Consider the following 23,108-nt stretch of genomic DNA (forward strand, 5'->3'; position numbering starts at 1 on the left):
GGTCCGACAGACCGAGGCGCCGTTACTCAGGGGCCAACCGCTGCGGTCCACTGCGACCGTCGTTGGCGAGGGCTCCTCCGCGTGGGTCATCTCGCCTCTTGGCCGAGAACTGCTGAGACGATCAGGGCGAACGAAACAGCCCCGGCATCAGGCACACCAAGCGATCGCGCGCCATGGATTCGCGAGCGACCCCGCCGCGATACGACATCCGCCGTCCGGTCTGCTGCCTCAGTAGACGCAGTCGCTGCCTTCGCCCACGCATCGGCGAGAGTGCTCCCCGCCTCGATGGCTCGCTCAAGCATGTCGACGAACGGAACAATCGCGTCGACCATCGTCTTGTCGCCCAGTTCTGCGCCGCCCGTAGCCAGGATGGCGTCACTAAAGGCGCGCGTTGCCTCCACCACCGGGCGGAGCCGCTGGTCGGGTGCGCCAGCGTCGTCCGGCAGAGCCTGGGTATCTCCGATGGAAGCCCCCGCAGCGCTCAGACCTACACCCCACAACGCCCCCGACGTGCCGCCCCCTTGCTCAGACCACGCCGCACCCGCCCGCGCCAGGAGCGTTCCCACCCCCGCGCCGTGCGCGGCGGCTTGCTCCGCAGCCAACTTGGCGGCGGTCACTCCCCGCATCATTCCCATTCCGTGATCGCCATCACCTGCTACCGCATCGATCATCCCCAAGTGCTCTTCGTTTTCCGCAATCGCGCCGTGCACCGAAACGAACGCGTGTGCCAAATACAGAGCCGCCGACTGCGAGACTGGCGAGGCTTCGGGGATGGGGGGCTCGTCACCGTCAGCAGGCTCGGCAAACTCACGCCGGGCGCCTCGCGCCACGGCCCCAAGCGCAAATGATGAGGTATCGGTGGGCGCGAGCCACAGTTCTTCGAGATCGGCGTCGAGGTATGTGAGCGACACCGAGAGGCCCGCCATGTCGAAACTGGTTACCTGCTCGCCCACCACGGGAGCGACGACTCGCATTCCGCTGGTCTCGATGAGTTCCCGCACCCGCGCGAAGACCAGGAACAATTCGTCGTACTTCGTCGCGCCAAGACCGTTCACGAATACCGCAACGCGCCGTCCCGGCTCCGGGGGACGCTCGTCGAATAGGCCTTCAACCAGAAGTCGGGCGACATCGTCTGCGGTTCCCATGTCTGTCTCAGCGATACCGGGCTCACCGTGAATTCCAAGGCCCAGGGCCATTCGTCCAGGCGGGACGACGAAGAGGGGCGCGGCGGCACCGGGAAGCGTGCATCCAGAGAATGCCACCCCGAAAGACCGCGTGGCTTCGTTGGCCGCTCTCGCCACGCCCTCGACCTCATCGAGCGAACGACCCTGCTCGGCGGCAGCACCCACGATCTTGAGAACGACGAAGCAGCCTGCTATACCCCGACGGGTCGACCATGCACTCGCTGGGGCGGAAGCAATGTCGTCCGTCACGGGAACGATCCGCACATCGATACCTTCGCGACGGAGTGTCTCGGCCGCAGCGCCGAAGCTGAGGATGTCCCCCGAGTAGTTGATCGGGACGAAAATCAGCCCTCCTGCGTTGTCGCAAGCCCGCGCGACCGACACGATCTGAGACTCTGACGGCGACGCGAAAACGTTGCCGCAGGCAGCCCCGTTTCCGAAGCCAGGCCCGACCCATCCCGCGAACGCGGGGAAATGGCCCGAACCACCACCCATGATCACCGCCACCTGCCCGTCGGGACACGTCGTCGAACGCACGATGCCGCCGTGAACCGCGGTCACGCGGTCAACCTGAGACGCCGCAAACCCGGCAAGTGCTTGCGCGGCGAATTCGGCATGATCGTTGATCAGTCGAGTCATGATGAAAGATCCTCTGCTACTACTCAGATGTGGTCCTCTGGCCAACCGCGCAAGACGGCCGCGGTAGATGGCCTCGGTGTGGAACGGTCGATCTAGTCGTCGAAGGGCAGGCCGACGGTGGGAGGACTATCGGGGTGCGACCCTATTCGGCGATCCGTGTTCAGCGATGCCATGGCCGCCATCTCGTCCGAGTCAAGAACAAAGTCGAAGACATCGATGTTCTCGCGAATTCTCGCCCCGTTGACCGACTTCGGAATCACCACGCGACCGCAGTCGATGTGCCAACGCAGAATAACTTGCGCTGCCGACTTCTTGTGGCGCGCCCCAATCGCCATCACGGTGGGGTTCTGGAGAACCTTGCCCTGGCCCAGCGGGCTCCACGCCTCCGTACGGATACCGTGCGCTGCGTGATACCCCTCGAGTTCACGCTGCTGCAACCACGGGTGTAATTCGATCTGGTTCACGCTTGGCACCTCGTCCGAGTCGCGAGCCAACTGTTCAAGGTGCTTGACCATGAAATTGGAGACTCCAATCGAACGGGTACGTCCCTGGCGCTTGATCTCCTCGAGCGCCCGCCAGGTCTCCGCGATCTTCCCCACGCTGACCATCGGCCAATGGATGAGATAGAGATCGACATAGTCCAAACCCAACCGGCCGAGGCTCTTGTCGAACGCGCGCATGGTCTCGTCGTAGCCATGGTCCGTGTTCCACACCTTCGTCGTCACGAATACGTCGTCACGCTCCAGCGCCGACTCGCGAATCGCTTGACCCACACCGGCCTCGTTGCCGTACACCGCTGCAGTATCGATGGCGCGATAGCCCGCCTCCAGTGCGAACCTGACCGGCTCAATCGCCTCCTCAGACGAGACATGCAGCATACCTAAACCGACCAACGGCATCCGCACGCCATCCGCCAGCACCACGCTGTCAGCCGTTCCAACGTCTTCTTCGCTTGCCACGTGCTACCTCCTCTAGTCGGTGTACAAAGTTGTGATGGTGTGGACGACCCAGCGAACTCGAATCATCCGACCCCGTGCCGCACGAATCACGGCCTCGCCGTTCATGTCCGCAAGAAGTCGACAACGGTCGCCGAGCTCGAGTAGACGGACTTGACCGATATCTGGCCTTTTTGGTGCTCGCCGAGTATCCGGACCTTCTTGACCTCTCCAGGTAGCAAGTCAAAGAAGTTGTCGTCGTAGTACCAGCCGAACTCATCGCCAGCGGCATTGCCCGAGATCTCGACGTATCGCGCGAACCTATCGGTCGAGATCGTGAGCACGTCGCCAGCGACCGACACGTCCAGCTTCGCGTCGGGAAAGCGCTGATGCTTCTCGATGTCCACGAGGTCATTGCTGCGGGCGCGAATCACGCCCTGTGCGTCGACTAGTTCGGCAAAGAGCACGTACGTCCGCGAGAACTGTCCGAACTCATTGAGGTCGGTGACGAGCAAGGACTCGAATGGTTCGACGCTCACCTCGCGCTGCAACTGCCGCACGAAGGCGTTCGCGCGCGGATCGAACAGCTTCACCACGACCGTACCCTTCACCGGTTCGAGGGTGTCGTTGATGATCCACAGGTTGATGAAGTTGCCGACATCGAAAGACAAGAGAATCGGCCGGTACGCCCGAGCGACCTCGTAGTACGGAATATAGGGCTCGAGGTAGTAGTCAAGAATGCTTCCGTAAATGGTGGGCCAGATGTCATTGCCTCTGCAGACAAAGTGGCCCATGCACGTGCGGCGTCCATCGGGATCGGAGCTCGGCCGTCCGCGCCTGTTGTTCTCGAGAATCTCCCTGAAGTATTGACCATGAGCCGCGCCAAACTTATGGACGTGCGAGGCTAGATCAGTCGAGTCGTAGAACAGCTCGATCGGAGGAATTTTCTTCCAGGCTTCGGTCGAGGCACGTTTGTTCCAGACGCTCGGCCAAGGGTACTCATCGGTAGCCGTGATCTTGCCCGAGTAATCCGGTGGGTAAGGATCCGTTCCTGCGAAATAGCGCACCATGCTCTTGGCAGACGGCGGAGATGCCCGAATTTCCTCGGCGATCATCACCGGATAGTCTGCCCCAGGCACGTACCAGGTATTTGTGTAGCTGTGAGTGTCCCCGGCTAATGGATCGTTGGCAAAGGCCCCGCCCGACGGTGAGTTCACATGATAGTAGCGGCCAGGATCCAATTCGGCACAGACCGCTCGGTAGTCCTCCTCGAATATCGCAGCTCCGATGACCTCGGCGCCAGGATGGTCGTATTCGGCACCCATCACGCTCTCATTGCCACCGCACCACATGAGAAGCGAGGGGTGGTGGCGCAGACGAGTGACCTGGAACTCGGCCTCACGTCGGCAGAGGTCGCGGTACTCGGCGGTATCCGGGTACATGCCGTAGTCGTGGAAGAACTCCTGCCACACAAGAATTCCGCGGCGGTCCGTCTCCTCATAGTACGCATCGTCATATCGATCGCAGGCGCCCCAGATCCGCTGCGCATTCATGTTGCTGTTCTCGACGAGATCCAGGATCCGGTTGGACTTCTCGTTGTTCCATCGGTGCGTGATGCCTTCCAGTTGAACCGGCTGCGCACCCCAAAGCGTGATGGGCTTGCTGTTGACCGTGAACTCGAAGGGGCCCGCCATCTCTATACGTCGGAGCCCAATGGACTTGGATATGACATCCTTCTTGTCATCGCCGACACTTGCCGTCACCACCACACGATAGAGAGGCTGCTTCCCATAGCCTCGAGGCCACCAGAGCGCTGGGTCCTTCACTGTCGCAAGGAAGGTAACTGACCATGTGCCAGCAGTCTGACCTATCGCGCCTGAGCCTTCGCTGACAACGGTGTTGTCCGGGCCTATGAGCACGTAACTCAACTCGCCGCCAGGGATCGATCCAATGCCGCTGACGCCGATGGTCACATCCGCTACGTCATAGCCGTCATGGAGGACCGAGTCGATCTTGGTATCGAGCAATTCGATGTCGTCAATGACTTCGAGGACGATGTCGTCGTAGACGCCGATCGGCGTCAGGTACGGCTTGGGGCCAAGGTAGTCGCTGAAGTCGGTCTCGTTCTTCCTGATGACCCTGTGAGGCCTGATTTTTCCTTGCCACTCCTGTGGAAACTCATAGTTTTTGATGTACTCGTGAGGCGAGTGGAAGTGCAAAACGAGCACGTTCTCGTCCCGCAACCTCCCGGTCACCTCCAATCGCAGCGGCAGGTACATGTCGTTGTGGTAGGCAAGGTGCTGACCGTTGAGGTAAACGTCGACGAGCGTGTCGAGACCCTTGAGGTGCAAGTAGACCGCCGTACCGCGATCCTCGACCGGGAGCGCGAACTGGCAGGTGTAAATCCAATCCTTCTCAGCAACCCAAAGGCAAGCCTCCGCCTCACCGAGCAGCGTCGGGTCCTTGATCACGCCGTGTTCGAGCAAGATCTCGTGCACCTCGCGAGGCATGCTCGTCTCGATCCAGTCGGCGCCATCCATCCCCTGCAGGGTCAAATCACCCTCCCGGTGAGCCGTATCGAGCGTCGCGTTGGGTGCGATGCTCCTCACCCTCCAGGAGTCACTCAACCCGATGGTGCGCTTCATTTCACTGTGCCCTTTCCTCGGAGCGGTTCTTCACGGTCCAGCCCACGCCGCAGTCGATCGAACCGCACTTCGCACTCGACGCGGACCTCCTCGACATCAGTCGTCGTCCGTGCAAGACGTCACTTGGTGAATCCTGCGGTCAGACCCGCAATGAGCTGCCTGCGTCCGAATACATAAAGCACAAAGATCGGAAGCGTTGAAAGCACAACCGCGGCGAGAGTGGCCGGAATGTTCACGTTGAATTCGTTTTGGAAAGTCCATAGCGATAACGGCAGCACTCTCTTGTCCGGACTCTGCGTCAAGATGAGAGGGAAGAGGAACCCGTTCCACACATGGAGTGCGTCGTAGAGCGCGACGGTGACAATCGCGGGCCTTGCGAGCGGAATGACGAGCGAAAACAGCATCCGCCAGTTGGTCGCGCCATCGAGTCGCATGGACTCAAAGAGCGATATCGGGATATCGCGGATAAAGTTCGTCAGAATGAGGACGGTAATGGGGATGGCAAATCCGATTGAAGGCATGATCAGAGCAAGGAGACTATCGTAGAGCCCCGTCTTGCTGATCATGTAAAAGAGGGGAACGATCGTCGCTTGAATAGGTATCGCCAACCCTAGGAGAAAGAGCGTGAATGACGCACGCACGAACCTCGTCTTAGAACGAACGATGGCGAATCCGGCCATCGTCGAGATGAAGACCGTCACGACGACGGTGGCAACCGTGACAATAACGCTGTTGGCCAGGTAGAGAAAGAAGTTACTTTGCAGAACCAGTCCATATTGCGAGAGAGTCGCATTGACCGGTGGCACCAGCTGATTGCTCGAGAAGAATCCCGCTTCCGGCCGGACGCTCGTGATGACAATGTAGTAGATGGGCACGATGATGATCGCGAGCCACACGAATCCGCCGAGGCCGGCAAGAACGTTCGGTCGTTCCGAGCCCTTCTTACGTCGGCGCGCACGCCGTGGGTCCTTCATCATGCTGCGCGGAGTCTTTCGACGGGAGAGAGCAAGAGCGTCGCGCTCGTCCTCAGGTGTACCTACAGCCGTTGACATCACAGACCCTCCTGCTGGCTTTCCATCTTGGAGAAGCCACTCAACCGCGTCAGGCCGACTGCGAGGAGCAACCCCACAACGACGAGAATCATTGCCATGACGCTCGCTTCGCCCATCTGATTCGCCGAGAAGCCGGTGACGTACATGTGGATCGGCAGAATGTCGATGCCGGTGCTGGGGACCCCTCCGGAGAGCACGAAGATCACGTCAAAGTAAGTGAGTGAGCCCACCACCATGAGTGTCGAAGACGTTGCGATCGTGTACTTGAGTTGTGGAAGCGTGATCCAGAAGAACTGCTGCGTGCGTGTCGCACCATCCACCTTGGCCGCCTCGTACAAAGAGACCGGAATCTGGCGAACTCCACCTTGATACAACAGGGTGTGGAACGGAACGAACTGCCAAGCGATGATGAAGATGACAACTGGTAACACGAGGTCCGGGTTGCCGAGCCAGTCCTGCTTAAGGAAGCCGATCCCGGTTGAGGGCGCCAACCCAAAGTTCGGATCGAGGATCGCCTTGAAGGCGATGGCTATGGCCGCCGACGACAAGATGAGAGGCAGGAAGAAGATCGCCGCCAGCACCGCACGGTACTTCTGCTTACCTGCAGTAAAGACACCCAGGAGAAGGCTGAGTGGCGTCTGCACAAGCCACGTGATGACAATGACCTTGAAGCTCAGTACGAGCGCGCTAATTGTTCCCGGATCGGTGAGGACCTTCGGCCAGTTCGCAAACCCAACCCAGACCGGGTTGCTGATCGCATCCCACTTGGTGAAACTCAGGTAGAGGGCGACTCCGAGTGGCAAGATGGCAAAAACAAAAAAGAAGGCCACGGCGGGAACAACCATCCACCCGCTCACGCCGGCGTGACGGTTTCCCGTCACGCCGGCCGCACGGTGAGTACTAGCAGCGCTAGCAGTGTGCGTTTTGCTCACTTTCTTACTGGCCGATCGTCTTGTTCATGTTGTCGGAGAACTCTTGCGGCGTGATCTGCTTGTTGAACAGATCGGCGAGGTTGGACAGAAGGGCTGTCGCCTGCGCCGCCGGGAGAGCCTGGTCCCACTGCAACTGGAAGTTGGCCGATTTCGTCGTCATGGCGTATACCGCCTTGGCGTGCGCTGAACCGGATGTTGCAATCGTGTTTTCGAGGCCCTGGAGCGGCGGGACCAATCCCGCCTCGATCATGCGCTTGGTGTAAGCGTCGTCGAATACGCCCTTCGTGACGTAGTCGATCGCCGTCTTCTGCTCCTCCGGCGTCGCGTCAGCGGACACCGAGTAGAAACCTCCAGAAGGCATTCCGACGAGGTCCGTCGGATCGCCCGCTCCACCGCTTACCGTCGGGAACGTCGTGAAGCCGAGACCGCTCTTCACGAAGTCAGGAGCCTGCGTCCTCAACGTGTTGTAAACCCACGCACCCTGGAGCAGCATCGCCGCCTTGCCGGTGTAGAGAAGCGCGACGTCCGCAGCACTGTCAGAGGTGACAGACGAGAATCCATCAACAAAGCCACCTGCATCGACAAGCTGCTGAATCATGGTGTTCGCCTTGATGATGCCCGGATTCGACCAGGCATCGGGCTTGCCCGCCATGATCGCGGCGAACGCTTCGGGACCGGCTACACGGTCGACAAGGTACTCCTCCCAGAGCATCAGGGGCCACTTGCTGCCACCAGCGACCGAGAACGGGGCAACGCCGGCAGCCTTCAGCACTGGAACGGCGGCGAGAACGTCGTCCCAGGTCTTCGGAGCAGAAACGCCCGCCTTGTCGAGAACATCCTGGTTGAAGTACAGAATGATCGGGCTAATCGCGTCCATCGGGACGGCGTAGACCTTGCCGTCGACAACGCCCTGACTCCAGACCGAGGGCACGTACTTGTCCGCGAGGCCGGATGCGGCACTCGTCAGGTCAACCACTTTGCCCGCGCCGATGTACGAATTGAGCGTGCTGCCAGTCCAGTTGAAGATGATCGTTGGCGCCGATCCCGCGCCGATTGCAGTACGGATCTTGGTCTTGTACGCATCGTTGGCAAAGTAGGTGGAGACTACCTTTTCGTTAGGGTTCGCCTTGTTCCAGTCCACAAGAGAAGGGTCGAGGATCGTCTGCATCGAACCCGTCCTTCCCCAGATGGTGGCTTCTGCGGTCCCAGTGGTGGCACTTGCTGTCGACGCACTGGACGCGGCCGGGCTGGTAGTGCTCGAACACGCAGCCGTGGCGAGGAGCACTGCTGAGATGCCTCCCGCAATGGCCGCGCGTCGGAGGGCGCGACCCTTGACACTCGACTCTTTGAATGGCTTATTGAGAAGCGACATTGCTATTCTCCTAATTTTGGGGTGAACGCTACGAGCGATAGTCGGCGGCACTACAAGTTTCTAGATCACCGCATGCGGTGAGTCGGGTTTGGTTCGTCGACGAGCGATGGGGCTACGGACGCTTCAGTGAGCCCTCAGTTCCTTTCGGTCTACACGACCCCCTGCCGCACCTTTGGTCACGAGGTGCATCTGGGATACAAGTGGGATCCTAACTCGCGCTTCGCCCCCGAGTCAACTCCGGGCGCACCAAATTCCGTTTCTCTTCCAAGTCGCATCACACGCCCTAGTCGCTCGAACTTCGGCGGCGTCTGAGGGCGGTCCAATCTCCAACGACCCCGCCGCGCATACTCGCAGGCGGCAGCGTCGCTGGCCCAGAAGTGCGGCCCGTGCCCCCGCGAATGGCACGTATGCGCGAACGTGAATCGCCCAGCGGTTGGCTCGCTGCGGACTGTCAACTATCGACTGTCGACTATCGATCGAAGCCCGGGCCGCGCGGGCCTGCTCACCGTCCTTCGGCTAGAAGGCGAAGGGGCGCAGCCGGTTGCCGTACTCGAGGTCCGGATGGCCAAACAGATCGTCGGTCGCTGGCACGCGCAGCGCCTCACCAATGCCCGAGGCTCGCCTGGATATCGCTCATCGTGAAGTCAGGGGTTCTCAAGCAGCTGTCTCGCGGTTCACGGCCGCGCAGACTCGCCAACGTCTGACAAGTAGGACTGCCGGGCCAACTAGACCTCGAAGCGGGGCACCCCGCGTGGTCTCGAGAGTGACATGAAGCCCAAGCCACCTGGCGAGGCGTGGCGTTTCCGCGAAAGTGGGGCACGGCCGCCAACTGTTGGTGAGGGAGCGGTCCCGTCCGCTTGCCTCACACAGCAAAGGCCCCCCGGAGTAAGCGTCCGGGGGGCCTTGCTTGTGTGAGAACGTTGCTCCCTTCACCACCGTTGCTTTGACACAACGGTCGCTTCGGTTACAACACCGTTCGGCGCAAGCGCCTCGCGAGGAGCCAGGCGACGACCCGAACCCCAACCCCGCAAGCGGGGCCATTCTCACCCTGCCATCCTCAACTCCGCCGCAACCACCGCGTCACCGGTAGCGCCTCGAACCTCCGAAGAGGCCTTGAGGAAACGACATCCTTTGGATGACTCCGAATCGACCCTGGCGACGCGTCCGTCGGGTTGCCCCGACTTCCTCGATCACCGGAATGCGATTCCGATATCCCATGAATACTCGCATTGGATTGGCCGCGCAAGCCGAAATTGCGACCTTTTTGTGTACACAATTTATGTACAGGGTTATCCACCTGTTTTCACGCTCGAGAACCAGTTTATCCACGGGGGTGTGGACAAAATCTGTGGAGGACATCGGCCCGACGGCCCGAGCTGACGGTTGGGCACAAGCAGTCGCGGTCCCCACGGCGCCCCCGGACGTACCCAAACCACAGACCAACCAACTCTGTTAACAAGAGTGGTTTGTCATGCAAACCTATTTGCATGAATTCAGATACCGACGCGGACGCGACCGACCCTCGCGCCTTGCTCGCAGAGACTCGGCACTTGGTCGCCAACGTCCACGCTCGCAGGGAGTGGGCCGGTTCACGCTCGTCGTGTTTGGGGTGGTCACCCTGTTGGCGACGCCGTTCATGCGCTACGGCGCTCACACAGCACATTGCGCGAACCCCACGGCAAGCACGTCGCTGTGCGTCGTCTACCCGACGCTTGCGCTGTGGTACTGGCCGGTGGCGCTCGTCGCCGGGTATGCCGCGATCAGCCTCTACGCCCTACGTCGCTCACGCGCCATCGGCGTAAGCACCCGCATCGCCGGGTATGTCGCGGCGGGCGTGCTTGTCGGCCTGCTCGGCACCGCATGGGCTGCGTAGTCCTACACGCACCCCGAATTCATCGCACACACCCTGAACGTGACTGCCCTGGGCACGGGATACCCGCTCTTGAGGCTCGCGGGGCCAGCCGCGGCAATCGGGCTGGCGCTCGTCCTTCTCGCATGGAAGGAGCGCGACGCGCTCCTCGCGCTCGTCGCCGTGGTCTACATGGGCGTAGTGATCTGGGGCCCCGTGCACCACAGTTCGTTTCCGCCAGGAGAGGCGCCGACCCTGCCGATCGCGGCATCACCCTGGGTGTTCTTGCCGCACCTGCTTACCGAGGCCGCAGTGCTACTCGTGGGCGCAGCCGTGATCGCCCTGTGGCGACTGGCAAAGGGGCGCGCCTCATGACCGATCACCCGACACCCGATCACCCGATCACCCGATCACCCGACGACGGAACTCAATGAGGTCGTTCACCAGAGGGCCCGACTGGGAATTCTCACGGTCACCCACCAGGCGCGCCGCGCGGACTTCACGTACCTTCGGGACGCACTCGGCCTCACGGCGGGCAATCTGAGCCAGCACCTCACGGTGTTGGAGGATGCCGGCCTGATTACGGTCGAGAAGGGTTACGAGGGCAAGCGAGCGCGCACGTGGGTTCAGCTCACACGAGACGGCAAGCAGGCGCTGCGTGACGAGATCGCCACGTTGAAGTCGCTCATCGGGACCATCGACGGCGCTTGACGTCCCGAGTTCGGTGCGGACTCCAGCAGCGCCTCACCTCGAATCATGCGGCGGCGGGCGGCCGCTTGCTCACACAGCAAAGGCCCCCCGGAGTAAGCGTCCGGGGGGCCTTGCTTGTGTGAGAACGTTGCAGTCTTCACAACCGCTGCTTTTACACAACAGCCGCTACCTCGACAACACCGTCCGGCGCAAGCGCCTCGCGAGGAGCCGGATGACGATCCCGACCCCGACCCCGCAAGCGGAGCCATTCTCACCCTGCCATCCGCAACTCCGTCGCAACCACCGCGTCACCGGCGACCCTCGAACCTCCGAAGAGGCCTCGAAGAAAACGACATCCCATGGATGACTCCGCACCGACTTCGGCGACTTGGCGGCCAGGTTGCCCCGACCCCCGCTATCCCCGATGTACGTTTCGGATACCTAAGGAGTACTCCCTCTGCAATGCGGGCGCAAGCCCAAATCGGCCCTTTTCATTTCCACTTTTGTTGCACAGGTTTTTCCCCCTCTTTGCACGCTCATTCGGGGATCTATCCACCGGGATGTGTACAAAATCTGTGGAGAACTCTCTAGGACCGGGACCTCTTCCAGACCTCACCTGACGTGCGGATCCGGGCGAGCATCGGTCGCCCGAGGGCGCGGGCGGCGGGGGCGCAGAAGTTGAAGGGCGTCATCCCGGATGCACTGGAGCTCAGTGTGACCAAAGCTCGGCGTCACCAAGACTCGGCGTCACCAGACCGCAGCGCCACCCGACCGCAGCGCCACCCGACCGCAGCGCCACCAGGAAAGGCGAAGGGCCCCTCGAAGTAAGCGTTCGAGGGGCCCTGCCATGACGTTGAGTTCTCGGCCGGTGCCCCAAGGGGCCCCCACCAAAGGCCGTGATTGACGATACGGCTTCGCCCCCACTCACGGGGGCGACCTCGCAGTCGATGCTCCGGGCCGTCAGACCCTGTGCCGTCACCCACAGGTCGCGACCCGAGACCCGAAGGCCCGTTCCGCAACGTGGACTGCCGTTGTCCGAAGCATCCGATTGGATATGCCCCACCGATTCCACCGAGCCGCCACGCCGGTTTCCCGAACGCCCGCGTTTTCTGCAGAAGACCAGAGCCGAAGCCCCAATCAGGTGGAAGAACACCCTCCCGATGCCATAGGTCTATCGCACCTCCACGTGCCCGCGCAACCACTGGAAGGACCCAATTTTGTCCACCCGATTTCCCCACCGTTTTCCACCGTTGCGCGGGAGGGAAAGGGCCGTTCTGCACACCGCTGTGGACAAAATCTGTGGACAACTCTGGGGCGCACTCGGCTAGGACGGCGCGTTCTCGTCGGACTGTGAGAGGCGATCGAGCATCGAGTTGTACGCGGTCAGATCCGCGTCGCCGGTGCGTACGGCTTCTCGGTCAAGGCGCTTCGCCGTGCGCGTGTCCGCCGATCGCCACGCGACCAGCACGCCAATCGCCAAGATCAGGACGGGAAACTCGCCCAGGCCCCACGCGAAGGCGCCACCATATTGCTGATCGGTGATAGCAGAGGGACCCCAGTCGCGACCCATGAGGCCGTACCACCGCGGGGCGAGCAGGACCTGTGACGTGGTGAGGGCCACACCAAAGAACGCGTGGAACGCCATCGTCGCGAACAACAGGACCACGCGGAGCGCGTAAGGCGGGCGCTTGGGTCCGGGGTCGATGCCGACGAGGGCGTTCGCGAACAGGTAACCCGCCAAGGTGAAGTGGACGATCATCCACAGGTGCCCGGCGTGATTGCGCAGCGCGAACTCGAAGATCGGCGTGTAGTAGAAGACGATGAGGGAGCCTGCGAAGTTCACGGCGGCGACCACGGGGTTGGCCAGGAAGCGCATCCACCGCGACTCGACGATGATCCTGATCCACTCGCGGGGGCCGCGCGTGCCATCGTGACGCGGCGGGAGGGCCCGCAGCGCAAGCGTGACGGGGGCCGCCCACACGATCGGCAACGGCACGGCCATGACGAGCAACATGTGCTCGACCATGTGGCCGCTGAAGGTCACCATGCCGTACACCGCGGGCGCACCTTGAGTGATCCAGATGAGTCCCGCCATGCCGAAGACGAACGAAGCGGTCCGGTGCCAGGCCCAGCTGTCGCCGCGTCGGCGCAAGCGAATCGCCCACCTGAGGTACACGGTCAAGAGCGCGAGGATCACGAAGGCCGACAGAATCTCGAGTCGCCACTGCACAATCCACTGCAACGCGTCGGGGCGCGGAGGCAGCGGGTAGCCGGTGAGCCGGAATGCGGGGCTTGGGTCGGGAACCAGCTCGACGGGAATGGTCGGGGCCGTTCGCGATAGCACGCCCGCGATCGCGATGACCCCGACCAGGAGGCCGATGTCTATCGACAGGATTCGCCAGAAGCGCGCCCTCACATCGGCCGCAGTAAGGCGAGGCAAGGTGGCGCGGCGATGCCACGCAGCCAACGCGATGGCGCACGACATCAGCACAAGCTTGGCGGCAAGGAGTCGCCCATATGTGGTGGTCACCAGGTCGGTGATCGAGCCGACGCGCAACCACGCGTTCGCCGCGCCCGACGCGACGAGCGCCACGGCGGCCCAAATCGCCATCTTGGAGACACGCTCCACGGCTGACTTGGCATCGTCGCCCAGTTGGCGACGCACGGCGGCAATGCCCACGAGCAGCCCCAGCCACACGGCCGACGCGGCGATGTGCAGGAACATCGCGGTCACCGCGAGGTGGTGGTCGGAAGACCCCGCCGCATGCCCCGTCTCGGCCTGGACGCCGAGTCCGTAGATGATGGGCAGGAGGGACCACGCCGCCTCGGTGGGGGTCCGGGCAAACGTGACGGCAATGGAGGTCACGAGCGCGGCGGCGACGCCCATGCCGTAGGCCCGCCCCAGATCGATGTCTGCGACGAAGCTCCACAACTGTTGACCGAACGTCGGATCGCCCACGCTGACGTTGGCGATCTCGGCATACGACCACACCAGAAAGACTGCGGAAGAGACGACCCAGGCGACCGCGCCGACGCGGGCCACAAGGGCGGCCCTCTCCACTGCCGCGCCGCGGACCACGGTCACGAGCAGCAAGAGCGCGCCGACCACGACGGCCACAGAAAGGTCGCGGGTGATGGCGCTGAGGCCCACGATCGTCATGGCTCAAGACTAGGCGCGGACCAGGCATTTCCCCATCGTGGGAATAAATGTCGGCCCCGGTGCGTAAACTACACAGTTGCGCAGCGACCGATCCCGCCCCGCAACCCCCATGTGCTTCACCCCCATGTGTGTGTCATAGCTTTTCCGCCGTGCCGACGCGGCCGCTGCCAGTTCCATGTCCCTTGGCATGGGAGAGGACTCCCTTGTGACAACAGAAGCGCCTACACCGCTCCTCAGCGTTCGCCAGATCAACCTGATCGTCGGCGGCCTCATGGTGGGCATGTTCCTTGCCGCCCTCGATCAGATGATCGTCGCCACCGCCATCCGCACCATCGGCGACGACCTCCACGGGCTCACGCTCCAGGCGTGGGTCACGACGGCGTACCTGGTCGCGGCCACCATCTCGACCCCCCTGTACGGGAAGCTGTCCGACATCTTCGGCCGCAAGCCGCTGTACGTGTTCTCGATCAGCTCCTTCGTGGTGGGTTCGCTGCTGTCAGGATCGGCGACCAGCATGTACGAGCTCGCCGCGTTCCGCGCCGTTCAGGGCCTTGGCGCCGGTGGCCTCATGGCCCTCGCGCTCATCATCCTCGGCGACATGCTCTCGCCGCGCGAACGCACCAAATACCAGGCCTTCTTCTTCGGCGTCTGGGGCGTGGCCTCGGTCCTCGGCCCCGTGCTCGGCGGCTTCTTTGCCGATGCCCACAGCATCCTCGGCTTCGCCGGCTGGCGCTGGATCTTCTTCTTGAACGTCCCGCTCGGCGTAGCGACGCTCTTCATCATCGTTCGCGTGTTGCACCTTCCCGCGACTCACAAGCGCGTGCAAATCGACTGGGCGGGCGTCACCGCGCTCGTGGTCGCGATCGTCCCGATGCTCATCGTCGTCGAACAGGGCCGCGCGTGGGGTTGGACCTCCGGCGCGGTGCTAGGTCTGGGCGCGCTCACGATCGTAGGCATCCTCGGGTTCCTTCTCGCGGAGCACAGGGCGGGCGACAACGCCCTCCTGCCACCGCGCCTCTTCAAGAACCGCACCGTCGCCGTGTCAACCGGCCTGAACTTCATCATGGGCTTTGCAATGTTCGGCGGCATGGCGGGCCTGCCGCTGTACACCCAGATCGCCAAGGGCATGTCGCCCACCGCGTCTGGACTCACGATGCTTCCCGTGACGTTCGGCATTATCACGATGGCGGGAATCTCGGCACGCGTGATCCACCAGACCGGCCGCTACAAGATGTTCCCCGTCATCGGTACGATCCTGCTCATCCTCGGCGGCCTAGACCTGTCAATGCTTCACGCCGACAGCCCGCTGTGGCACCTGTTCATCGGCGGCGCCCTGTTTGGCCTTGGCCTCGGCGGCGTGATGCAGCCGAACATGCTGGCCGTGCAGAATGCTGTGGAGCCACGGGACATGGGCACGGGTTCGGCATCGGTGATGTTCTTCCGTCAGATCGGCGGCTCTCTCGGCACCGCCGTGTTCTTGTCCATCATGTTCGGCACCGTCGCGGGCGACATCGGCAACCAGTACGCCACGGCCGCAAAGACGCCCCAGTTCCAGCAGACCCTCGCCGACCCCGCGGTGACGTCCAACCCCGACAACGCGAAGATCCTCGCGCTCCTCAACGCAGGCTCGGTAGACCAGGCGGCAAAGGCGGGCGTCTCGCTCAACGACACGTCGTTCATCAAGACCACCAACCCCGTGCTCGCGGCTCCGTTCCAGGAGGGCTTCTCGCTGTCGATCACACGAGTGTTGTTCATCTCGGCGCTCATCGCGATCGGTGGGCTGCTTTTCGCACTCCTTGTGCCTCACGTGCCTTTGCGCGAGAAGTCGGGGCTCGAAACGATGCGCGACGACGAGGCGGAGGAACCCGTGCCGGCCGTCGCCATGGAGATGTAGCGCTCAGCGCTAAACAGGGCGGGGCTGGCCTTCGGGCCGGCCCCGCTTTTGGTTCACGGGTGCTGGAAGGCCGGAGTCGAGAACTCGCTACAGGCTCGCGGCGAACACAAACGCCCTCAAGAGGTCGACCACCAAGGCGACGACCACGAGCAGCGAGATCGCGAGCCCCGCCCGTCCAAGGCCGGCATTGGTGCAGAACCCCCGTACGCCAGCGTTGTGGGCACGCATTCCGTAATACGCGCCAGCACCCGCCAGGGCGAACCAGATGATCGGGAGCCGGCCGGGCCTGTCGATCAGCCACAGGACGATCGCCCCGCTCGTCGCGAACCCGGCCAAGCCGATGGAGTACCACGCATAGTGGTTGAACTCCATGCTCCGGCGAGGGGTTTGGAGCATCGCGGTCTCTGCAGTGCCTCTTGGGTAGTACGACCCGTCCACCCAATCTGTGGCCGAAGGCGGCGGGGTGGTAGCCGGAAGTGGCTGCGGATCAGGCTCCCACACCTCGAATGGCTTGCCGTCGAGCCCGACCTCGACTCGGCGCTGACCTTCACCCTGCGGCATCTGCTGGTTCATCGCCCCCCCTGGTCCTGCGTGGCGTTGCCCCAATCTACCCGCCGGCACGCCGTGGTAGGCAGACGTGGCCCGGATTTCGCTGGCCCTTCACGCGATTGGTTTCGCGTCCGGAGTGCGACATGCATAGGCTCGTAGCATGACCGATGCACCAGGACTCATTGCCGCCCAAGCCAAGATGCGCGACGCTGGCGTGAGTCAGCCCGCGATCGACGTGTTCAGCCACTACTACGGACAACTCGAGGCGGGCGCGACGGGCCTGATTCTCGAGGACACGATCGAGCCTCTGACTGACCCAGCGCACCTCGACGCGGTCGACGTGGACGACGACGCGGCGCGCGAGGCGCTGGCGAAGACCGCGATCATCAAGCTCAATGGCGGGCTTGGCACCTCGATGGGCATGGATCGCGCCAAGTCGCTGCTTCCGGTGCGCGGCGGCGACACGTTCCTGGATCTGATCGTGGGCCAGGTGCAGCATGCGCGGCGTGCCACCGGTGCGCTGTTGCCGCTCGTACTCATGAACTCGTTCCGCACTCGTGATGATTCGCTCGAGGCCCTGGCGGCCCATCGCGGGGTCCAGGTCCACGGTTTGCCGCTCGACTTCCTGCAAAACAAGGAACCCAAACTACTCGTCGACGGCCTCACCCCCGTCGAGTGGCCCGCCGACCCCGACCTTGAGTGGTGCCCTCCCGGCCACGGCGACATCTATACGGCGATCCTCGCATCGGGCGTGCTCGACGCCCTGCTTGACGCCGGCTTCCGTTATGCGTCGGTGTCCAATTCGGACAACCTCGGGGCGGTGCCGAACGCGCGCATCGCGGGTTGGTTTGCCGCGTCGGGCGCACCCTACGCCGCCGAGCTATGCCCCCGCACCGCCGCTGACCGCAAGGGCGGCCACTTGGCAGTGCGAAAGTCCGACGGCCAACTCATCCTGCGCGACACGGCACAAACCGCACCCGAGGACATGCACTTCTTCACGGACGAGGACCACCACCCGTTCTTCCACACCAACAACCTGTGGTGGGACCTGGAACAGCTGAAGGCGGCGCTCACCGAGCGCGGCGCGGTGCTTGGCCTGCCGCTCATCCGGAACACCAAGACCGTGGACCCCAAGGACAAGGAATCGCCCGAGGTCTTTCAGATCGAGACCGCCATGGGCGCCGCGATCGAGGTCTTCGAAGGCGCCACCGCGATCGTCGTTGGCCGCGACCGATTCCTGCCGGTCAAGACCACCAACGACCTGTTGGTGCTGCGTTCCGACGCCTACAAGTTGGAGGAGGACGGTGCCCTACGCCTCGCGGTAAAGCGGGCCCCGCTGGTCGACCTCGATCCCGCGTTCTACAAGACCATGGCGGACTTCGACGCGCGCTTCCCGCACGGCGCACCGTCGCTGCGCGAGGCATCGTCGCTCACCATCAAGGGCGACTGGACGTTCGGCAAGGACGTCGCGATCCGCGGCACCGTGGTGCTTCAAGATGACGACGGCGAGCGCAACGCGATCGCCAATGGCACGATGCTCGACGGCGTGGTGATGGAGGGCTAGTCCCTGCGGGTTGGCCCGAGCGGAACGACTACGCCCAGACGAGCCCGTGCGCCGGGTCGTTCATCACTCGACCCACGTCGAACAGCAACCGCGCGCCCAGTTCACCATCCACCAGGCGGTGGTCAAAGCTCAGCGCGAGCTGCGTGACCCAGCGGATCTGAATCTCGCCCTCGTGCACCCACGGCTGCTGGCGGATCGCACCAAACGCCAGGATCGCGGCCTCGCCGGGATTGAGGATGGGGGTGCCCGTGTCGATGCCGAGCGCGCCCACGTTGGTGATCGTGATGGTGCCGTCGGCCATGCGTGCGGGCGGGACTCGGCCGCTGCGGGCCTCCGCCGTGAGGTGCTGCAGCTCGGTCGCGAGTGCGTGCAAGGGTAGGCGGTGAGCGTCCTTGATATTGGGCACCACGAGACCGCGCGGCGTCGACGCGGCGATTCCGAGATTCACGTAGTGCTTGTAGACGATCTCCTGCTTCGAGTCGTCCCATGACGCGTTGACCTCGGGGTGGCGGCGCACCGCGAGTAGCAGCGCCTTGGCCACCAGCAGGAGGGGCGTGACGCGCACGTCGGCGAAGTCCTTGTCCGCCTTGAGCTTGGCCACGAGGTTCATGGTGTCGGTCACGTCTACTGTGAGGAATTCGGTGACGTGCGGGGCGGTGAATGCCGACTGCACCATCGCCTCGGCCGTGCGCTTGCGTACCGACTTGACGGGAACGCGGGTGGAGCGGCCATTGTCGTTCGAGTATCCGGTCTCGAGCCACGGCTGATCGTCAGTGGGATAAGTCGCGAGCGTGTGCGCGGAAGTCGCCTTCACCTTTTGCTCCACATCGCCACGCGTCACCAGGCCGCCGGGGCCCGAGGGGTTGATCGTGGTGATGTCCACCCCCAGCTCCTTGGCGAGCTTGCGCACGGGGGGCATGGCCAGCACGGGGTAGTCGCCCGCGCCTCCGATCGACTCGATCGAGCCCTCCTTGCGCGGCCTGCGGTGGGCGGACCCTTCCTTGACTCCGTAACCCACAAGAACTGCTCCGGATTCGTCCGAGGAGGCCGCCGCTGCGGGGGACGCTTCGCCGTCGCTCCGAACCAAAGCGTTGGCCGACGCGCCGGTGGCGTCGGCGTTGCCCGAGCCAGACGTCGGCGTGTCGCCGCCGGATTGGTTCGTAGCGTCGGTGGGGGCGGGGGAGGCGTCACCGGCGCCAGCGGGCGCATAGGGACCGGCGGGGTTCGCACCCTCGGCGGGAGCGGCCTCATGCTGTTCCGACGCCACGCCCTCAGGCGCCACGCCCTCAGGCGCCGCGACCTCCGACGCCACGACCTCAGGAGCGGGCGGGGCCGGGGGTCCGTCGGGGTCGGTGTCGAACTCGCAAATGGGTGCGCCCACCTCGACCGTGTCGCCCTCGTGCACGAGCAACTTGGTGATGACGCCGTCGACGGGGCACGGCAACTCGACCAGAGACTTCGCGGTCTCGATTTCGACGAGCGGCTGGTTCACCTCGACGCGGTCGCCCACGGCGACTCGCCAGGTGACGACGTCGGCTTCGGTGAGACCCTCACCCGCATCGGGCAGCGGAAACTGCTGAAAGATCGGCATGAGTTCTCCTAGTGGGCCATGACCTTGTCGACCGCGTCCAAGACGCGATCAAGGCTGGGCAGGTAGTCGTGTTCAAACTTAGAGCCGGGGTACGGCATATGGAAGCCGCCCACGCGCAAAACCGGAGCGTGCAGGTGGAAAAAGGCGTGCTCGGCGACATGGGCGGCGAGCTCGCCGCCGGTGCCATAGGCCACAGGGGCCTCGTGAACGACGACGCCGCGGCCCGTCTTCTTGACCGAGGCCAGGATCGTCTCGTAGTCGAAGGGCGAGATCGAGCGCAGGTCGAGAACCTCCACAGAGACGCCTCCCTCGGCGGCGGCCACCGCGGCCTGCATCGCGAGACGCACAGTGGGGCCGTACGCCATCAGGGTGACGTCCGTTCCCTCGCGGGCGACGCGCGCCTTGGACATCTCGGCGGTGGCCTTCGAGGCGCCATCCGCCAGGTCGAGCTGAGACGCGACTCGCGTCGAGTCCACCTCGCCCTTGTCCCAATAGCGGGCCTTGGGCTCGAAGAAAAGCACGGGGTCGGGGCTGGCGATCGACTGCTGAATCATGTCGTAACCGTCCTGCGGGGTCGCAGGGGAGACGATGCGCAGGCCCGCGGTGTGGGCGAACAGCGCCTCAGGGCTCTCGGAGTGGTGCTCGATCGCGCCGATGTGGCCGGCATATGGCACGCGGATCACGAGCGGGACGGTGAGCTTGCCCTTGGTCCGGTAGTGAAGCTTCGCAAGCGAGGTCGTGATCTGGTCGAACGCGGGAAAGATGAAGCCGTCGAACTGGATCTCGAGCACCGGGCGATAGCCGCGGAACGCCATGCCGATCGCGGTGCCGACGATGCCGGACTCGGCCAAGGGGGTGTCCATGACGCGGCGCTCGCCGAAGTCCTTCAGCAGTCCGTCCGTGACGCGGAACACGCCGCCGAGCGCGCCGATGTCCTCGCCCATCAGGACGACCTTGGGGTCGCGGTCCATCGCGGCCCGCAGGCCCGCATTGATGGCGGCGCCCAGGGTCAGGGTGCGGACCGGAGCGAGGCCCTCGGGCGCGAGCCGGTCGCTTGAAACCTGCTCATGGGTGGGGGCGGTCATCGCGTCACCTCCTTGTCGGTGAAAGAGGCCTCATATTGCGCAAACCAGGCGCGGTCGGCATCCACGAGCGGGTGCGGCTCCGCATAGACGTGTTCAAAGATCGTGTCCGTGGGGCCGGGCTGCCACGACTTCACGGCTTCGCGCGTCACGCGCCCAAGCTCCTTCGCGTCGGCGCGGACCGCCTCTTCGAAGTCCTCGGGGAGCTCGCCGAGTCCACGCAAGTAGGTCTCGACGCGGGCGATCGGGTCGCGTTCGCGCCAATAGTCTTCGTCGGCCGATGACCGGTAACGAGTGGGATCGTCCGACGTGGTGTGGGCCCCCATGCGGTAGGTGAGCGCCTCGATCACGACCGGACCGGCGCCGGAACGCGCGTGCTCCATCGCCCACCGCGTCACGGCGTGGACCGCCACGACGTCGTTCCCGTCGACGCGCACGCTCGGGATCCCGAAGCCGATGGCGCGCTGCGCGAGGGGAACCGTCGATTGGCGAGTGACCGACTCGGAGATCGCGAACTGGTTGTTCTGAATGAAGAAGACGATGGGCGCGTTGTTGACTGCCGCGAACACCATGGCCTCGTTGACGTCACCCTGGCTGGTGGCGCCATCGCCGAAGTAGCAGATGACCGCGCCGTCCTTGTCGGGGTCTCCCGAGCCGACGAGGCCGTCCCAGTCCATCGCTTGCGCGTAGCCCACCGCGTGGAGCGTGTGCGCGCCGATCACCAGTGTGTAGATGTGGAAGTTATGCGCCGCGGGATCCCACGTGCTGTGCTCGAGGCCCCTGAAGACCCGCAGGATCGAGGGCATGTCGATTCCGCGCGTGAATGCGACGCCGTGCTCGCGGTAGCTGGGGAATGCGTAGTCGGGATCGCGGAGCGCGCGCCCCGAGCCGATCTGTGCCGCCTCTTGACCGAGCGAGGCGACCCAGAGGCCCAACTCGCCTTGACGCTGCAGGCTGGTCGCCTCCGTGTCGAAGGCGCGCGTCATGATCATGTCGCGCCAGAAGCCGCGCAGGTCATCGAAGGTGAGATGCTCCGCGAACGGTCCAAAGTATTCGTCGGCGACTCTCTCGCCTGTGTGGTCAAGAAGACGGACGAGTCCCTCTTCTGACAGTGGTCCGATGCCGGCCATGCGACTCCCTTGCCATGACGTGATGGGCTATTTGGTGGGCCCCGGAACGACCCCCCAGACTTAACTTACGCAAGCGTAGGCTACGGAACCGTAGGTTTGCAAGAGGGTCCTACCAAGGGCGCGGCTTTTCAGCCTTTGGGCGGTACGGCCGGCTTCTCTGCTGCGGCCGGATTCGTTGCCGCAGCCGCGGGCTTTGTGTCGACAGGCTTCGCGGCAACCGGGGCGGCGGCGGGCTTGGTAACCGGGGCGTCAGCGGGCTTGACAACCGGCGCTGGCACGGCAGACGCGGCACCCTCCGCGGCGGGAGTCGCGGACACGGGAACGGGGGCCGTCGCCGCGCGCTTGGCCTCGCCTGCGGCGAACTTCTCGCGTTGGGCATCGGCCTTCTCGCGATCGGCCTGCGCCTTCTCCATCCGCTTGCGTGCGGCGTCCTCGATCGCCCGCTTGCGCTCGGCCTCCTTGATGGCCCTTCGCTCGTGGCTGGGGAGGGTGAGCTGGTTCTGATCGAGGATCCCAAGGGCCTCGTCGCGCTCCTTGAGAGCGGGCCACTTGAGGATGGCGATGAGCACCACCAGGATGAGGCCCACGGGCGGGACCAGCACCGCGATCGCGCCCCACCAGCCGGAATAGCCGGCCTTCTTGGCGACCACGATGGCCACGATGAGGCTGAGAATCGCGAGCGCGATCAGCGAAAAGTAGGTGATCTGGCCATACGAGTTCAGATAGTCGGTCAGAGCCTTCCCGGCCTTGTCCGGATCAATCGGAAAGACGTTATTGATGCTCAGGTACATGGCGGTTCCCTTCGAGAGCGGCCATGCCGTGCGCGGCAACATTGCCGCC

General features: G+C 63.8%; 17 protein-coding genes. 5 read left to right on the forward strand and 12 right to left on the reverse strand.

The genetic code is table 11. The features are described from left to right. Window positions 1–86 precede the first annotated feature (86 nt). The 6 genes from BKA03_RS14275 to BKA03_RS14300 all read right to left on the reverse strand — a co-directional run bounded on the left by BKA03_RS14275 (window position 87) and on the right by BKA03_RS14300 (window position 8,759). Window positions 87–1,823, reverse strand: coding sequence for a dihydroxyacetone kinase family protein (locus tag BKA03_RS14275; protein WP_062075210.1), 1,737 nt, complete (start codon window positions 1,821–1,823; stop codon window positions 87–89). 92 nt (window positions 1,824–1,915) lie between these two features. Beyond that, window positions 1,916–2,782, reverse strand: coding sequence for an aldo/keto reductase (locus BKA03_RS14280; RefSeq protein ID WP_308477980.1), 867 nt, complete (start codon window positions 2,780–2,782; stop codon window positions 1,916–1,918). A gap of 101 nt (window positions 2,783–2,883) precedes the next feature. Then, a complete protein-coding gene (locus BKA03_RS14285; protein ID WP_062075211.1) occupies window positions 2,884–5,403 on the reverse strand; it encodes a beta-mannosidase in 2,520 nt (839 codons plus the stop codon). 119 nt (window positions 5,404–5,522) lie between these two features. Further along, window positions 5,523–6,380 carry a carbohydrate ABC transporter permease gene (locus BKA03_RS14290; protein WP_062075251.1) on the reverse strand — a complete coding sequence of 286 codons (858 nt, stop codon included), beginning with the start codon at window positions 6,378–6,380 and terminating at the stop codon, window positions 5,523–5,525. Between the two features lie 74 nt (window positions 6,381–6,454). Then, the gene (locus tag BKA03_RS14295; RefSeq protein ID WP_373366737.1) at window positions 6,455–7,336 is read right to left on the reverse strand and encodes a carbohydrate ABC transporter permease; all 882 of its coding nucleotides are present in this window, start codon (window positions 7,334–7,336) and stop codon (window positions 6,455–6,457) included. A 55-nt stretch (window positions 7,337–7,391) separates the two neighbouring features. After that, on the reverse strand, window positions 7,392–8,759 hold the full coding sequence (locus BKA03_RS14300) for an extracellular solute-binding protein (RefSeq protein ID WP_062075213.1): 1,368 nt from the start codon (window positions 8,757–8,759) through the stop codon (window positions 7,392–7,394). Between the two features lie 1,579 nt (window positions 8,760–10,338). Here BKA03_RS14300 and BKA03_RS14305 point away from each other — a divergent pair. The 3 genes from BKA03_RS14305 to BKA03_RS14315 all read left to right on the forward strand — a co-directional run bounded on the left by BKA03_RS14305 (window position 10,339) and on the right by BKA03_RS14315 (window position 11,319). Then, complete coding sequence (locus tag BKA03_RS14305; RefSeq protein ID WP_062075214.1) at window positions 10,339–10,632, forward strand: hypothetical protein; 294 nt, start codon at window positions 10,339–10,341, stop codon at window positions 10,630–10,632. Between the two features lie 39 nt (window positions 10,633–10,671). After that, entirely contained in the window at window positions 10,672–10,983 is a 312-nt protein-coding gene (locus tag BKA03_RS14310) for a hypothetical protein (protein ID WP_062075215.1), read from the forward strand. Between the two features lie 81 nt (window positions 10,984–11,064). After that, window positions 11,065–11,319 carry a transcriptional regulator gene (locus BKA03_RS14315; protein ID WP_218856205.1) on the forward strand — a complete coding sequence of 85 codons (255 nt, stop codon included), beginning with the start codon at window positions 11,065–11,067 and terminating at the stop codon, window positions 11,317–11,319. Between the two features lie 1,303 nt (window positions 11,320–12,622). Here BKA03_RS14315 and BKA03_RS14320 read toward each other — a convergent pair. Continuing rightward, complete coding sequence (locus BKA03_RS14320; protein WP_083971639.1) at window positions 12,623–14,458, reverse strand: bifunctional copper resistance protein CopD/cytochrome c oxidase assembly protein; 1,836 nt, start codon at window positions 14,456–14,458, stop codon at window positions 12,623–12,625. A 205-nt stretch (window positions 14,459–14,663) separates the two neighbouring features. Between BKA03_RS14320 and BKA03_RS14325 the strand changes: the two genes are divergently transcribed. Further along, the gene (locus BKA03_RS14325; protein ID WP_202965736.1) at window positions 14,664–16,352 is read left to right on the forward strand and encodes an MDR family MFS transporter; all 1,689 of its coding nucleotides are present in this window, start codon (window positions 14,664–14,666) and stop codon (window positions 16,350–16,352) included. A gap of 87 nt (window positions 16,353–16,439) precedes the next feature. Here the strand turns inward: BKA03_RS14325 and BKA03_RS14330 are convergent, their stop codons facing one another. Further along, the gene (locus tag BKA03_RS14330) at window positions 16,440–16,925 is read right to left on the reverse strand and encodes a hypothetical protein (protein ID WP_062075218.1); all 486 of its coding nucleotides are present in this window, start codon (window positions 16,923–16,925) and stop codon (window positions 16,440–16,442) included. 136 nt (window positions 16,926–17,061) lie between these two features. Between BKA03_RS14330 and BKA03_RS14335 the strand changes: the two genes are divergently transcribed. Continuing rightward, on the forward strand, window positions 17,062–18,465 hold the full coding sequence (locus BKA03_RS14335) for a UTP--glucose-1-phosphate uridylyltransferase (protein WP_062075219.1): 1,404 nt from the start codon (window positions 17,062–17,064) through the stop codon (window positions 18,463–18,465). Window positions 18,466–18,493: 28 nt separating this feature from the next. Here BKA03_RS14335 and BKA03_RS14340 read toward each other — a convergent pair whose 3' ends face one another. The 4 genes from BKA03_RS14340 to BKA03_RS14355 all read right to left on the reverse strand — a co-directional run bounded on the left by BKA03_RS14340 (window position 18,494) and on the right by BKA03_RS14355 (window position 23,059). After that, on the reverse strand, window positions 18,494–20,056 hold the full coding sequence (locus tag BKA03_RS14340) for a dihydrolipoamide acetyltransferase family protein (protein ID WP_062075220.1): 1,563 nt from the start codon (window positions 20,054–20,056) through the stop codon (window positions 18,494–18,496). A gap of 8 nt (window positions 20,057–20,064) precedes the next feature. Beyond that, window positions 20,065–21,141: an alpha-ketoacid dehydrogenase subunit beta gene (locus tag BKA03_RS14345; RefSeq protein WP_062075221.1), complete on the reverse strand. Its 1,077-nt coding sequence runs from the start codon at window positions 21,139–21,141 to the stop codon at window positions 20,065–20,067. After that, window positions 21,138–22,268, reverse strand: a complete 1,131-nt coding sequence (locus BKA03_RS14350; protein WP_062075222.1) for a thiamine pyrophosphate-dependent dehydrogenase E1 component subunit alpha — start codon at window positions 22,266–22,268, stop codon at window positions 21,138–21,140. The genes BKA03_RS14345 and BKA03_RS14350 overlap by 4 nt, the downstream gene beginning before the upstream one ends. A 128-nt stretch (window positions 22,269–22,396) precedes the next feature. Further along, window positions 22,397–23,059 (reverse strand): DUF805 domain-containing protein, encoded by a 663-nt coding sequence (locus BKA03_RS14355; protein ID WP_152649549.1) that lies wholly within the window; start codon window positions 23,057–23,059, stop codon window positions 22,397–22,399. Window positions 23,060–23,108: the final 49 nt, after the last annotated feature.

The organism is Demequina lutea (genome assembly GCF_013409005.1).
Taxonomy (GTDB): Bacteria; Actinomycetota; Actinomycetes; order Actinomycetales; family Demequinaceae; genus Demequina; species Demequina lutea.